The sequence below is a fragment of the Micromonospora sp. I033 genome (assembly GCF_053890995.1).
In genome coordinates, this window is record NZ_JBSSLX010000163.1 from 1 (window position 1) to 13,325 (window position 13,325).

At 74.8% G+C, this 13,325-nt stretch carries 15 protein-coding genes and 2 pseudogenes; 6 read left to right on the forward strand and 11 right to left on the reverse strand.

Annotation, left to right across the window (positions count from 1 at the left end; translation table 11 throughout):
• Together ACW0Q9_RS22690 and ACW0Q9_RS22695 are read left to right on the forward strand one after the other, a co-directional pair.
• Positions 1-350 (forward strand): annotated as a pseudogene (locus ACW0Q9_RS22690) (SAM-dependent methyltransferase); the annotation flags it as partial.
• Entirely contained in the window at positions 347-1,516 is a 1,170-nt protein-coding gene (locus ACW0Q9_RS22695; RefSeq protein ID WP_456184455.1) for an NADH-quinone oxidoreductase subunit D, read from the forward strand. The pseudogene ACW0Q9_RS22690 and the gene ACW0Q9_RS22695, both read left to right, overlap by 4 nt.
• Positions 1,517-1,527: 11 nt before the next feature.
• Here the strand turns inward: ACW0Q9_RS22695 and ACW0Q9_RS22700 are convergent, their stop codons facing one another.
• The 4 genes from ACW0Q9_RS22700 to ACW0Q9_RS22715 all read right to left on the reverse strand — a co-directional run bounded on the left by ACW0Q9_RS22700 (position 1,528) and on the right by ACW0Q9_RS22715 (position 6,219).
• Positions 1,528-3,501, reverse strand: coding sequence for a hypothetical protein (locus ACW0Q9_RS22700; RefSeq protein ID WP_456184457.1), 1,974 nt, complete (start codon positions 3,499-3,501; stop codon positions 1,528-1,530).
• A gap of 151 nt (positions 3,502-3,652) precedes the next feature.
• Positions 3,653-4,657 carry a glycine betaine ABC transporter substrate-binding protein gene (locus ACW0Q9_RS22705; RefSeq protein WP_456184459.1) on the reverse strand — a complete coding sequence of 335 codons (1,005 nt, stop codon included), beginning with the start codon at positions 4,655-4,657 and terminating at the stop codon, positions 3,653-3,655.
• Positions 4,658-4,813: 156 nt separating this feature from the next.
• A complete protein-coding gene (locus tag ACW0Q9_RS22710; RefSeq protein ID WP_456184461.1) occupies positions 4,814-5,536 on the reverse strand; it encodes an ABC transporter permease in 723 nt (240 codons plus the stop codon).
• Complete coding sequence (locus ACW0Q9_RS22715; RefSeq protein WP_456184463.1) at positions 5,533-6,219, reverse strand: ABC transporter permease; 687 nt, start codon at positions 6,217-6,219, stop codon at positions 5,533-5,535. Before ACW0Q9_RS22715 ends, ACW0Q9_RS22710 begins: the two co-directional genes overlap by 4 nt.
• A gap of 2 nt (positions 6,220-6,221) precedes the next feature.
• On the opposite strand from ACW0Q9_RS22715, the gene ACW0Q9_RS22720 reads away from it, so the two are divergent.
• Positions 6,222-7,208 (forward strand): ABC transporter ATP-binding protein, encoded by a 987-nt coding sequence (locus ACW0Q9_RS22720; protein ID WP_456184465.1) that lies wholly within the window; start codon positions 6,222-6,224, stop codon positions 7,206-7,208.
• A 32-nt stretch (positions 7,209-7,240) separates the two neighbouring features.
• On the opposite strand, the gene ACW0Q9_RS22725 is transcribed toward ACW0Q9_RS22720, so the two are convergent.
• The 7 genes from ACW0Q9_RS22725 to folP form a co-directional block, all read right to left on the reverse strand.
• Positions 7,241-7,741, reverse strand: a complete 501-nt coding sequence (locus tag ACW0Q9_RS22725) for a hypothetical protein (protein WP_456184467.1) — start codon at positions 7,739-7,741, stop codon at positions 7,241-7,243.
• 81 nt (positions 7,742-7,822) lie between these two features.
• On the reverse strand, positions 7,823-8,131 hold the full coding sequence (locus ACW0Q9_RS22730; RefSeq protein ID WP_456184469.1) for a hypothetical protein: 309 nt from the start codon (positions 8,129-8,131) through the stop codon (positions 7,823-7,825).
• A gap of 71 nt (positions 8,132-8,202) precedes the next feature.
• Positions 8,203-9,423: an ABC transporter permease gene (locus ACW0Q9_RS22735; protein WP_456184471.1), complete on the reverse strand. Its 1,221-nt coding sequence runs from the start codon at positions 9,421-9,423 to the stop codon at positions 8,203-8,205.
• Between the two features lie 119 nt (positions 9,424-9,542).
• Positions 9,543-10,031 (reverse strand): DUF3180 domain-containing protein, encoded by a 489-nt coding sequence (locus ACW0Q9_RS22740; RefSeq protein WP_456184478.1) that lies wholly within the window; start codon positions 10,029-10,031, stop codon positions 9,543-9,545.
• Between the two features lie 61 nt (positions 10,032-10,092).
• Complete coding sequence (gene folK / locus ACW0Q9_RS22745; RefSeq protein WP_456184473.1) at positions 10,093-10,620, reverse strand: 2-amino-4-hydroxy-6-hydroxymethyldihydropteridine diphosphokinase; 528 nt, start codon at positions 10,618-10,620, stop codon at positions 10,093-10,095.
• On the reverse strand, positions 10,617-10,976 hold the full coding sequence (gene folB / locus ACW0Q9_RS22750) for a dihydroneopterin aldolase (protein WP_107078733.1): 360 nt from the start codon (positions 10,974-10,976) through the stop codon (positions 10,617-10,619). Before folB ends, folK begins: the two co-directional genes overlap by 4 nt.
• Positions 10,973-11,836 carry a dihydropteroate synthase gene (gene folP / locus ACW0Q9_RS22755; protein WP_456184475.1) on the reverse strand — a complete coding sequence of 288 codons (864 nt, stop codon included), beginning with the start codon at positions 11,834-11,836 and terminating at the stop codon, positions 10,973-10,975. Before folP ends, folB begins: the two co-directional genes overlap by 4 nt.
• A 361-nt stretch (positions 11,837-12,197) precedes the next feature.
• Between folP and ACW0Q9_RS22760 the strand changes: the two genes are divergently transcribed.
• The 3 genes and pseudogenes from ACW0Q9_RS22760 to ACW0Q9_RS22770 form a co-directional block, all read left to right on the forward strand.
• Positions 12,198-12,512 (forward strand): hypothetical protein, encoded by a 315-nt coding sequence (locus ACW0Q9_RS22760; protein WP_151465372.1) that lies wholly within the window; start codon positions 12,198-12,200, stop codon positions 12,510-12,512.
• A gap of 13 nt (positions 12,513-12,525) precedes the next feature.
• Positions 12,526-12,888, forward strand: a complete 363-nt coding sequence (locus ACW0Q9_RS22765; protein ID WP_091317037.1) for a hypothetical protein — start codon at positions 12,526-12,528, stop codon at positions 12,886-12,888.
• Between the two features lie 49 nt (positions 12,889-12,937).
• Positions 12,938-13,325 (forward strand): annotated as a pseudogene (locus tag ACW0Q9_RS22770) (ATP-binding protein); the annotation flags it as partial.

The window sequence follows — 13,325 nt, forward strand, 5'->3', positions numbered from 1 at the left end:
CCGTTGACGGGACGTTGACCGGGTATCGGGGTGGGCGGCAGGTGGCGCCGGTGCCGGACGGGTCGTGTGACGTGACGGCGCACGTGGCCATGGACTCGGTCGCCTCCGCCGGTGAGCGGGTGGCGCGGTGTGCGTACACCCTGGTCTCGCAGCGGGAGGGGTTGCGGGCGCTCGGGGCCGACGGCGGGCGACCGCCGCTGAGCCTGGCCTCCCGGGACCCGGCCGGTTACCTGCGGGCCCTCGCCGCCGCGTCGGCGGTGGCCGAGCTGACCGACCCGGCCGGCCTCGGCGGGCACTGGTGGCTGCTGCAACCGGTCGGCGTCGCCGTCGATCCGCTCATGGCACGATGACGGACATGACCACCGACGCCGGCGACCTCCGCGAACTGACCGTCGGCACCGGGGCCGGCGGGGAGCAGCTCGGCACCGACATGGTGCTCAACATCGGGCCGCAGCACCCGTCGACGCACGGCGTGCTCCGGCTGAAGCTGGTGCTCGACGGCGAGCGGGTGGTCTCCGCCGAGCCGATCGTCGGCTACATGCACCGGGGCGCGGAGAAGCTCTTCGAGGTCCGCGACTACCGGCAGATCATCGTGCTGGCCAACCGGCACGACTGGCTCTCCGCGTTCTCCAACGAGCTGGGCGTGGTGCTCGCCGTGGAACGGCTCATGGGCATGGAGGTGCCGGAGCGCGCGGTCTGGCTGCGGATGGCGCTCGCCGAGCTCAACCGGGTGCTCAACCACCTGATGTTCCTCGGCTCCTACCCGCTGGAGATCGGCGCGATCACGCCGATGTTCTACGCGTTCCGCGAGCGGGAGACGATCCAGGCGGTGATGGAGGAGGTCTCCGGCGGCCGGATCCACTACATGTTCAACCGGGTCGGCGGGCTCAAGGAGGAGGTGCCGGCCGGCTGGACCGCCCGGGCCCGGGCCGCGATCGGGGAGGTCCGCCGGCGGATGCCCGACCTCGACCACCTGATCCGGCGCAACGAGATCTTCCTGGCCCGCACCGTCGGGGTGGGCGTGCTGTCGGCGGCCGACGCCGCCGCGTTCGGCGCCTCCGGACCCGTCGCCCGGGCCTCCGGGCTCGACCTGGACCTGCGCCGGGACGAGCCCTACCTGGCGTACGACCAGCTCGACGTGCCCGTGGTGACCAAGGCCGCCGGGGACTGCCACGCCCGCTTCGAGGTGCTGCTCGACCAGGTGTACGTCTCGCTCGACCTCGCCGAGCAGTGCCTGGACCGGGTGGACCGGCTCAGCGGGCCGGTGAACACCCGGCTGCCCAAGGTGGTGAAGGCGCCCGAGGGGCACACCTACGCCTGGACCGAGAACCCGCTGGGCATCAACGGCTACTACCTGGTGTCCCGGGGTGAGAAGACCCCGTGGCGGCTCAAGCTGCGCACCGCCTCGTACGCGAACGTGCAGGCGCTGGCCACCCTCCTCCCGGGCTGCCTGGTGCCGGACCTGATCGCCATCCTCGGCTCGATGTTCTTCGTGGTCGGCGACATCGACAAGTAGCGGCCGCCCGGTCAGCGCCAGCGGTCGGTGCCGCGGGTGCCGCCGGCCCGGGGGGCGTCGTCGCGCGGCGGGTAGCCGTAGCGGGCCGGCTCGGGCTCGACCTGACGCCACTCCGGCTGGCCGCTGCGCTGCGTCGGGGGCCGCCACTCCTCGGGCACCGGCACCCCGCCGGCCGGAAGCGCCGGCCGGCTCTCCTGCGACCAGCCGCCGCCCGCCTCGCCGGGTACGGCCCGGCCCCGGACGGACGCCCAGCGGTCCTCGACCCGGTACTCGGTGCCGCCGCCGTCGGCGTGCACCGCGGCGCGCCGCTCCCCGACCCGGATCTCCCGGCCGTGCTCGTCGTCGCGCACCGCGGCCCACCGGTTGCCGCTGCGCAGCTCGGACCAGTAGTCACCGTCCGGATCGTCGGTCACCGCCCAGCCCTCGGCCGCCCGCTCGTCGTGCCCGGCCCGGTCGTCGTGGCCCGCCCAGGCGCCCTGACCGGCACGGTCGTCGTGGCCTGCCCAGGTGCCCTGCCCGGTTCGGTCGCCCTGGGCAGCCCAGGTGCCCTGTCCGGTTCGGTCGCCCTGGCCGGCCCAGGTGCTCCGGCCGGTGCCGGTCGGCTCGTCGCGCGGAGCGGCCCAGCCCGCCTCCGGGCGGCCCCCCGGCCCCGCCGGCCAGGACCCGTCGGCCGGCCCGTCCTGGCCCGACCGCCAGGACCGGTCGTCGGCCGGCCGGAACCGCTGCTCGGCCGAGCCGGACGGCCAGGACCGGTCGTCGCCCGGATCGGTGGCCCAGCCACGGTCATCGCCCTCCCGCGCCGACCAGCCACGGTCGTCGCCCTCCCGTGCCGACCAGCCACGGTCCTCGCCGGACGCCCGGCCGACGCCCGCCCACGGGTGGTCGTCCCCGGACTCGCCGGACCAGGAGCCGCCGTCCCGGGAACCGGCCGGCCCGGCCCAGGCCGCCTCGCCGCCCTGGCCGGACGACGAGCCGCCGGGGCGGGAGCCCTCGGCCGGACCGGACCAGCCGCCGCCCTGGGCGGACCAGGAGCGCTCGTCCCGGCCGGGCCGGGCGCGGTCGTCGTCGGAGTCCCGGTAGCCGGCGCGGGGGCGTTCCTCCGGTTCCGCACCGCTCCAGGCGCGCTCCTCCGGAGCGGGGGACCAGCGGCCGGCGTACCCGCCGTACCGGGTGCCCGCGGGATCGGCGCCGCCGTCCACGATGGTGTGCCGGGTGGTGACGTGCACGGTCTCGGTGTGGTGCACCACCCCGACCTGTCGGGGCTCCGGCCGGATCTCCGGCTCGGGGGCGCGCGCCGCGCCGTAGACACCGGCCTGGGGGCGGTCGGCGCCGTAGACGCCGCCCTGCAGGCGGTCGGCGCCGTAGCCGCCGGCCTGCTGGCGGTCGGCGCCGTGGGGGGCGGGGCGGTCGGCGGCGTGGTCGGCGCCGTACCGGGTGCCGGGCTGCGGTCGGCGGGCGGGCCCGTCCTCGTTCCGGGCGGCGGGCTGTGCCCGGCCCGGCTCGGTGCGGGCGCGCCCCTCGTCGTACGGCTCGGTGGCGGCCACCCGGGCGCGGCCGCCGGCCGGCTCCTCGTTGGCGGACGTGGCGATGCCCGCGGCGGCGGCGATGCCGGCGGCCGCGGCGTCGAGCCGGCGGCGCATCGCGGTGACCGACTCCTGGGTCCGCTGGGCCTGGTCGAGCGCCTGGTTGCCGCGCTGGGCGGCGGCCACGATCTCGCCGCGCAACTCCCGGCGGAGCTGCTCGAGCTCCTCGCGCAGCTCCGCGGAGCCCGCCGACCCGCCGCCGCTGTCCGCCCGCAGCGCGATGGAGAGACCGATCAGCACCACGGCCAGGATCGCGAGCACGGCGCCGAACCGGAGCGGACCGTTGCCGTCGGCGACCAGCAGGATGAGCGCCGCCAGGGGTGCGAGCGCCACTCCGATCCAGAACAGGATGGTCAGCAGCGCGGGACTGCGGTTTTCGGCGGGGGCGACCGAGGCGGGCATGGCTGAGCAGACTACCGAGACTTCCCCCGGTTTGGAACGGGCCGAAAGCATCGATGTAAAGGCCGGTGACCAGGACTTCCCACCCGGCCACGGCGGCTGCCCCGCCGACGCCGGCGGGCCGGGACGGCCCGCCGGCGCGGCGGTGGCGTGGTCAGCTCCCGGCGAGCGCGGCGTCGGAGGAGAACACCAGGCCGACGCTGGCCGCGCCGGTCTTCAGGGCGTTCTTGGTCTGCGGGCCGCCCGCGTCGAGCGAGCTGAACGAGCCGGCCTTGAAGTCGTAGACCTCGACCAGGCCGGCCTGGCACTTCGGCCGCTGCGGGCACTCCGGCGGGCCGGCCAGCACGGTGGCCGCTCCGGAGCACTTGGCCGCCAGGTCGGAGAGCGTGGCGAGCTGGTACTTGTCGGCGAACGCCTTGGTGACCGCGAAGGCGTTCTGGTCCTGTGCCTGGGCGGGCTGGCCGAAGCTGATGCCCACCTTGTCACCGGCCGCCTTCAGCGCGCTGACCGTCTTGTCCAGCTCCGGCGACGAGACCGGCTGGGCGTCCTTGCCGTTGGCCTTGGTGTTGAGGAACTCGGCCATGGTCGCCGCGTACTCCGGGACGACCTGGACCTGCCCCTTCTCCAGGGCCGGCTCGTAGAGCTCGCGGTTGCCGATGGTCTGCACCTCGACCTGGTAGCCGGCCGCGGTGAGGGCGATCTTGTAGAGCTCGGCGATGGTCTGGCTCTCGCTGAAGTTGCCGGCGCCGACGGTCACCTGACCGCCGGGCCCCTTCTCGACGCCGTCGGTCACGCCGTTGGCGTCGGCGAACTCCTTCGCCGCGACCTGCGGGGTCTTCCGGTCGACGTCGACGGCCCGGTTCAGCTCGATCAGCTTGGGGGTGTCGAGCTTCGCGGAGACCTTGTCGAGCGCGGCGACGAGCTGCGGGGTGGCCGCCTTCGTGTTGATCGCGGGGATGACGTTGTCGGTGTTCTGGAGCTTCTTGTCGTCGGTGAGGACGACGAGCTTGTCGCCCGCCACCGGGGCGCAACCGGCCCCGGCGGCGGTGCCCTGCTCGGGCGCGTCGGTGCCCGAGGACCCGGCGTCGCCGCAGCCGGCGAGGAGACCGGCCGTGAGGACGCCGAGCGCCCCGACGGCCAGCGTGGTACGTGCGCGCATCATTGCCCGCCTTCCGTGTCCCGGCGCGACCCGTGCGGGCCGGCCGCGTGTCCGACGGGCGATCCGACCGGATGCCCGCGTCTCCAGCCAATATCTACCGGACCGGACCGACAAACTCCGAGCGGGATTCGTCACCGGATCGTCATCACGGGGGATTCAGGCGCCGGCCGTGGCGTCGGCCGCCCGGCGTTTCGCCGCCCGCCGGACCCGGCGCAGCGGGCGGGGCGTGACCACCCGCTCGACCACCGCCAGCACCCCCTCGACGAGCAGCGCCAGCCCGGCCACGAGGACCCCGCCGGCGACGATCTGGCCGCCGCCGGCCGCGATGTCCAGCCCGAACCCGGCCCGGATGATCTGCCCGAGCCCCCCGCCGTTGACGAACGAGGCCAGCGCCGCGGTGGCCACCACCTGCACGGCGGCGGTGCGGAAACCGGCCGCCAGGTAGGGCACCGCGAGCGGCAGCTCCACCCGGCGCAGCACCTGCCCGCCGGAGAGCCCCATCCCGCGCGCCGCGTCCCGGGCCTCCGGGTCGGCCTGCCGCACCCCCGTGTACGCGTTGGCCAGCAGCGGCGGCACCGCGAAGACCGCCAGCGCGACCACCACCGCCGGCCGGCCGAAGCCGAGGAAGGTCAGCGGCAGGATGGTCAGCAGGGCCAGGGTCGGAATGGCGAGGGTGACGTTCGACACCAGCAGCACCAGCCCGCCGCCCCGGCCGGTGTGCCCGAGCCAGAGCCCGATCGGCCAGGCCACCAGGCAGCCGAGCAGCACCGCCAGCGCCGACATGCTCAGGTGCTCGCCGAGCCGGTCCAGGATGCCGCCCGGGTTGGTCCAGTTGAGCGGGTCGTTGAGCCAGACGATCGCCTGCTGCACCGGGTTCATGAGCTCCGCCCTCGCAGCCAGGGGGTGAGCAACCGGCCGACGCCGGCCAGGATCAGGTCGAGCACCAGCGCCAGCAGCACGCAGAGCACGGTGCCGGTCATGATCTGGGCCTTGTAGAAGTTGTTCTGGAAGCCGGCGAAGATGAGCTGGCCCAGGCCGCCCCGGCCGACCACCACCCCCACTGTGACCAGCGCCACCGTGGAGACCGTGGCCAGCCGCACACCGGTGAGGATGCCGGGCAGCGCCAGCGGCAGTTCGATCCGGAACAGCCGGCCCCAGCGGCCGTATCCCATGCCCTCGGCGGCCTCCCGGACCTCGGGGGGCACCTGGTTCAGCCCGGCCAGCGCGTTGCGCACGATGACCAGCAGCGCGTAGAGCGCCACCACGGTGAGCACGGTGATCGCGCCGATGCCCAGGTATGGCGCGAGGAAGGCGAACAGCGCCAGCGACGGGATCGTGTAGAGCACCCCGGTCAGCGCCAGGATCGGCGCGGCCAGCGAGCGGAACCAGTAGGCGGCCACCGCGAGCGGCAGCGCCACCAGCGCCGCGATCAGCACCGCCCGGGCGGTCAGCCAGGTGTGCTCACGCAGCGCGGCGAGGATCGTGTCAGAGTTGTCCCGCACGTACTGCCAGGAGAACCACGGGTTACCCGGCGCGGCCCGGTAGCTCAGGTGGAGGGACACACGTGGACGTTACCCCGGGCGCCGGACAGGGCGCGGCCTCGATCACGCTGGAGCGCATCCGAAAGCGTTACCCGGACGGCACCGAGGCGGTACGGGAGCTGAGCCTGGAGGTCAAGGCCGGCGAGCTGGTGGTGCTGATCGGCCCGTCCGGCTGCGGCAAGTCCACCGTGCTGCGGATGATCAACCGGCTGATCGAGCCCACCGACGGGCGGATCCTGCTCGGCGACGACGACGTCACCCGGGTGGACCCGGTCACACTGCGCCGTCGCATCGGTTACGTGATCCAGAACGTCGGTCTCTTCCCGCACCAGACCGTCGCCGCCAACGTGGCCACCGTGCCGGGGCTGCTCGGCTGGCCCCGGGAACGCACCCGGGCCCGGGTGGACGAGCTGCTGGAGCTGGTCGGCCTCGACCCGGGGCAGTTCGGCCGCCGCTACCCGCACGAGCTCTCCGGCGGGCAGCGGCAGCGGGTCGGGGTGGCCCGCGCGCTCGCCGCCGACCCGGTGGTGCTGCTGATGGACGAGCCGTTCTCGGCCGTCGACCCGATCGTCCGGACCCGGCTCCAGGAGGAGTTCCTCCGGTTGCAGGCCGAGGTCCGCAAGACCATCGTGCTGGTCACCCACGACCTCGACGAGGCGGTCCGGCTGGGCGACCGGATCGCGGTGCTCTCCGAGGGCGGCCGGCTGGAGCAGTACGACACCCCGGCCGCCCTGCTCGGGTCGCCCGCCTCGCCGTTCGTCCGCGAGTTCGTCGGCGCCGACCGCGGCATCCGCCGGCTGGCGGTCACCCCGGTCACCCGCGAGGTGCTCGACCCGCTCCCGGGCGACGGCGGGGCCGGCCTGCCGACCGTGCCGCTGGGCGGCTCGGCGTACGACGCGCTGGGTGGGCTGCTCACCTCCGGCGCCGAGCAGGCGGTGGTCATCGAGGACGGCCGGCCGGTGGGGCTCCTCACCCGGGCCCGCGTGCTGGGCCTGGGCGTGCTGGACTGATCAGGCGCCTGGCCAGGCCGACGATTCCAGGGTCAGGCGCGGCCGCCGAGGCTGGCCAGGCCGACGATCCAGCCGGCGAAGAACCCGTAGGTGACTCCGGCGCTGGCGGCCTGGAAGGCGGCGAAGAGCGAGCCGTGCGGCCCGAGGAGGGTGGCCAGCAGGGCCGTGCAGCCGGCGGCCAGGGCGTACGCGCCCCAGCCGGAGAGGAACTGGCTGCCCGAGCTCTCCACCCGGGCCACCTGCGGGCCGGGCAGCAGGTAGAGCAGGGCCGCGGCCAGCACGACCAGCAGGATCGCCCGCAGGTTGGTGGCGAGCACGCCCTGCGACGGGTCGTCGGCGTGCAGCCGCCAGGCCGGCCAGGCCAGCAGCCGGAGGAACCATCCCCCGGCCCCGGTCGGGTCGGTGTGCCCCTGCACCCAGCCCACGTACGTCGGGCTGCCGCACACCGCGACGAGCAGGAGCGCGGCGAGCGTGCCGGTGCCGGCGGCCGTGCCGTACGCGCTGACGGTGCGGGTGCGGTTGGTGAGGGCCATGGAGCGCTCAGTTCCCGGCCCACCGCGCCGGGCAAACCTGCGTGCCCGGGCCACCGCCGAGGGTCGGCGGGTGGCCATCGCTCAGTGCTTCAGCAGGTAGTCGATGAAGGCGGCGCGCAGCAGCGGCGCGGACTCCTCCTGCTCGTAGCCGTGCCCGGTCATCTCCCGCCACAGGGCGTTGGCCTCGTCGATGATCGGCCCGATCGAGTTGGGGGCGCCGTCCAGGATCGTGGCCTCGTCCGCGTTCGGCATGTGCCGCAGCACCGACCAGAAGAACTCGACGTCGCGGCGCTCCCGGGCCAGGTGGAACGCCTGCTCGCGCAGTTCCTCGGTGGAGAGCTTGTCCAGCTCGTCGAAGGTACGGCCGCCGGGGGCAGGAGTCTCCGTCATGCCGCCGAGCCTAACCGGCGAGATCAGCTCCGGCCCGCCGGACGCGACGCCGGCGCCGGCCGGCCCGAGGGTCAGCGGTCCCCGGCGTCCCAGCGGCGTGGCTCGCTCTCCCAGCGCGGCGACTCCCACGAGTCGACGGTGTCGGGATCCCGGACCGGCAGCACCGACGGCCAGGCGTCGCCCGGGTCCGGCGGCGGGGTCAGCGCCCAGCCGGTGCTGATCGTCCCGTCGCCGCTCGGCCCGGTCGGTACCGCTTCCGGCGCCGGGGGTCGGGGCCGCCCGAACGTCTCGACCAGCCGGGTGACCAGCAGGCCGGCGCCGAGGGTGGCCCCGCCGACCGCCCACCGGCTGATCGTCCAGTCCTGCGCCACGGCCCAGGCCAGGAAGACCTCCACCGTGCAAACCGCCAGCAGGGTGCCGAAGACCCCGCCCCGCCGGCCGTACGCGCTGGTGCCGCCGAGCATCACCGCGCCGATCGCCAGCACCGACCAGTCGAGCCCGCTGGCGGGCGCCACCGGACCGTCCCCGTTCGCGGCGATCAGCACCCCGCCCAGCACGGCCAGCACCGTCGAGCCGATCAGCGCCAGCGCGGTCACCGTGGCGGCCACGGCACCCCGCCGCCGGGCCGGGTCGACGACCGGCCGGAACCGCCCGACCAGCCGGCGGACCGGTTTGATGGCGCCGAAGAGCCCGCCGAGGACGGCCACCGCCGCGAAGCCGACGAAGAGGTAGAGGGCGGTGCTGCGGGGGTCGTAGCCGCCCTGGACCTCGATCGGGGTGGTCCGCCGCTCGATGTACACGATCACGCCCGCCGCGCCGGCCAGGCTGGCCGCCCAGCCGGGCACGTGCAGCACCACCACGGCCAGCGCGAGCGCGAGCCCGCCGAGCGCCGCCACCGCCAGCGCCGGGAGCAGGGCCTCCCGTACCCCGCGGTCGCCCTGCTCGGCGAAGTGCAGCGCGGCGGCCAGCGCGACCGGCCCGATCGCCAGGTTCACCGCCGCGGCCCGCAGGCTGAGCCCGGCGGCCAGGGTGAGCAGCCCGAGGCCCGCCACGTCGACCAGCAGCGTCTTCAGGGCGCCGCCGCGCAGCGCGTCGGCGTCCTCGCGCCAGAGCAGCCAGGTCACCGCGGCCAGCCCGACCAGCAGCAGGAACTCCCAGACCACGTGCACCGCGATCCGGTCCCGGCCGGGCTCGCCGTGGGAGGGGTCGTCGAAGACGTTCTCCAGGACGGCCGCGGGCACGCCGGACGACGTCTCTCCCGGCGCGTTCCGGCCCGTCTCGTCGTACCCCATGGCCTGCGCCTCCCACGTGGCCGGCCGTGCGGTCCGACGCGCGGGCGGACCGGCGGCGGCCGTTGCTCTCCGGTCGCCAGGCACGGTACCTGCGGGGGGAGGTGCTGGGAACCCCCTGATCAGAGGCGGCCGCGCGGAGTCTCCCGGTCGCCCGGTTCGCGGTCCTCGTCGTCCTCCTGCTCGGGCACCCGGCAGGACCGCTCGAGCCAGAGCGCCGCCGCGACCAGGGCGAGCGAGGCGAGCAGGCCGGCGCCGGCGGCCGGCCGGTCGTCCATGGCGGCGTTGGTCCGCTCGACGAAGAGCCAGCCGGTCAGCCCGGCGTAGAAGCCGGCGAAGATGGCCCCGGCCAGAGCGGACGCCTTGGCCAGCACCACGAACCGGGCGACCAGCAGCGGGTTCACCGGGTCCCGGCCCGGGCGGCGCTCGATCCGGCTGCGGGTGTTGACCGCCGCGTACGCCTCCAGCACGGCCAGGCCGGCCAGCGTGACCACCGGCAGCCAGGGCAGGTCGGGGGCCATCTCGTAGTAGAAGGTGCTGATCAGCAGCCAGGCCAGCGCCGCGGCGGCCAGGGCGGCCACCACCAGCGTGGAGATCCGGGTCGGACCCATCCGGAAGCGGTGGGGGTCGCGCGGGGACTGCGCCTGGCTCATGCCGTCCGGCTCCACTGGGTCATGTGTCCGACTCTAACGCCAGATCGGGGCGCGGACCGAGTTCCAGCGCGTCGGAGGCGAGCGGCTCGGCGTTGAGCAGGTCGGTCAGCCAGCCGTGCCCGGGCAGCCGGCCGTGCGGCTCGATGTCGATCCACGGCCGCAGCACGAAGGCGCGCAGGTGGGCCCGGGGGTGCGGCAAAGTCAGCTCCGGATCCCCGCTGAGCACCGGCTCCCCGGCGGCGTCCCAGACCGCGATCACGTCCACGTCGAGGGTGCGCGGCCCGTACCGCCGCTCCGGGTCGCGGGTGCGGCCGGCCGCCGCCTCGGCGGCCCGGGCCCGCGCCAGCCAGTCGCGCGGGGTCGCCGCCGGGTCCCCGACCAGCACCGCGGCGTTGAGGTACGCGGGCTGGTCGGCGTCCCCCCACGGTGGAGTCTCGTAGACGCCGGAGACCACCAGCACGGTGTCGCCGAACGAGGCCACCGCGGTCCGCAGGTGGGCGAGGCGGTCGCCCAGGTTGCTGCCGATCGACAGCACGGCCCGGGTCACCGGGTACGCCGCATCGTCACGGCCACGTCCCGGAAGGCGTGCGGGATCGGGGCCTCCGGCTTGTGCACGGTGACCGTCGCGGCGGCGACCAGCGGCTCGGCCAGGCAGACCGCGAGCAGCCGGTCGGCGAGCGTCTCGATGAGGTTGACCGGCTCGCCGGTGACCACGGCGACCAGCTTCTCGGCCAGCTCGCCGTAGTGCACGGTGTCGGTCACCTCGTCGGAGCGGGCGGCCGGGGCGAGGTCGAGTTCGAGCACCGCGTCGACAACGAACTCCTGGCCCTGGGCGCGTTCGAAGTCGTAGACGCCGTGCCGGCCGTGCGCACGAAGGCCGGTCAGCTCGATCCGGTCGGTCATCGCTCTCCCTCGGTGGTGGGGCGGGCCAGGCGCGGGCGGCCGGTGGCCCGCCAGACGGCGAGCGCGTCGGCGGTGCCCCGGACGTCGTGCACGCGGACCCCCCACGCGCCGGCCGCCACGGCGAGCACGCTGGTGGCGACGGTGGCCGCCTCCCGCTCGGCGGTGGGCCGGGGGTTGCCGTCCGGGTCGGCCAGCAGCCGCCCCAGGTAGGACTTGCGGCTCGACCCGAACAGCAGCGGGAAGCCGAGGTCGACCAGTTCCGGGAGGCGGGCGCTGAGCTCCCAGTTGTGCGCGGCGGTCTTCGCGAAGCCCAGCCCCGGGTCGACGATGATCCGGTCGGCGGCCACCCCGGCGGCCAGCGCCTCGTCGACCCGCCGGCTCAGCTCGGCCCGGACGTCGGCCACCACGTCGGTGTAGTGGGCCAGGTCCCGCATCTCGCGCGAGTGGCCCCGCCAGTGCATGAGCACCCAGGGGCAGCCGGCGTCCCGGACCACCCGGGCCATGTCCGGATCGGCGAGGCCGCCGGACACGTCGTTCACCACGTCCGCGCCGGCGGCGAGGACCGCCTCGGCCACCCGGGCCCGGCTGGTGTCGATGCTGACCGGGATGCCGGCGGCGCTCAGCTCGCGGATCACCGGCAGCACCCGGGCGATCTCGGTCTCCGCGTCGACCCGGTCGGCGCCCGGCCGGGTCGACTCGCCGCCCACGTCGACGAGGTCCGCGCCGGCCACGCGCAGTCGCACTCCGTGTGCGACGGCGGCGTCGAGGTCGGCGTATCTGCCGCCGTCGGAGAAGGAGTCGGGCGTGACGTTGAGGACGCCCATCACCACCGGGGTCTCCGCCCGTACCAGATCGGTCACGGACCCGACAGTACCGGTCGCCAGCAGGGCTTCCGGCGGCCCGGGCGACCGCGGTCGGCGACGCCCCTGACGTGCGGATTGGAACAGGTGTACGATCGGTCGTCAGGTCCGTTCCGGGTCGACTCTTCGCGGGTTGTCGCAAAGGTGGCCGGGCCGTACGCTTTGGAATTGCCCAGCATCGAGATGGCGAAGCCTGGAGGGAGGGCCGAAGCGGGACGAATCCTCGCAAAGCTCACCACCCTCCGTGGTGGGTGACGAACCCAGCGTCGTCGACGCTGTGTGGAACGAGCACCATCCCGCCAGGTTTTGCCCACATGCACCACCGCGGCGCCGCCGGCCGCGACCTTGGGGAGGTTTTCCAGTGATCGCCATCGAGCTCATGGGGACGGCGTCCGCCGCCGTCGACCACGCGCTCCACACCCTGGCGTCGACTCCACTCGCCGAGCCGGCTCCCAAGGGCATCGACACCAACAATGTCGTCTCCTTCTTCGCCAGCAAGATCGCGCCGATCCTGCTCGCGGTGCTCGGCGTGATCTTCATCGGCCGGGCCAGCCGGGGCGAGATCTCCAAGGTGCTGACCAGCTCCGCCATCGCGATCATCGGGCTGGCCTTCATCGCCGGCGCCGCCACGCTCTTCTTCGTCGGCGACTACCTGATCAACCTGATCTTCGAATAGGCGTTGGGCGACGATGCGGCTGCGCACCGACGACGACATCTACCGGGCACGCCTCGTCTACCTGGGGCCGCCCGGGTACACCCTTCCCGTCCACCTGCCGTACGCCCAGTACGGCCTGTTCATGCTGCTCGTACCCCTCTACATGTTCATCCACTGGTTGTTCACGCTCCAGGTCGAGCTCTTTCCCGCCTGGGAGATCTCGCTCGCCATCGTGACGACCTCGTTCATCTTCCGGTACGTCGACCCGGACCGGCCGGCGCGCATGGTCATCCGGACCGCGCTGACCGACTGGCGGCGCACCCGGGAGCCGGCCGCCGAACTGCGCGACCCGCGCCTCGTCGCGAGCCGGATCAGGATCCGGGAGGAACTGGCATGACCGGGCGTACGCCGACGGCGCAGACGAACGACGCGGGTGAGGCGGTCGCATGAGTCGCTCTTCCACGCCGGGTTCCCCGGCCGGGCGTCCGGCCGGGCCGCACGGTAACCGTGCGCGATCGTTCGACTACCCACCGGACGAGGAGCTGGACGAGGTCACCCTCGACCCGGCCCTGGTGACCAGCCCGCACCACGGTCGCGTCGGCGTCTTCCAGCCGCCCCGGCCGCTGGCCCCGCGCGCTGCCGAGCAGCGTGAGCCGGCGGTCGCCGACAGCGGTGACATCGACTCCCCCTTCCTCGACCTCTTCGGTGGCGCGCAGCCCCGGGTCCGCCGGCCGGTGAGCCCGCCCGCCGGCCCGCCGGCCCCGGTGGAGCCGGTGGTGGCACCGCCCCGGCGCGGCGTCGGCCGGGAGGCGCTGCCCATCCCCCACCAGCACG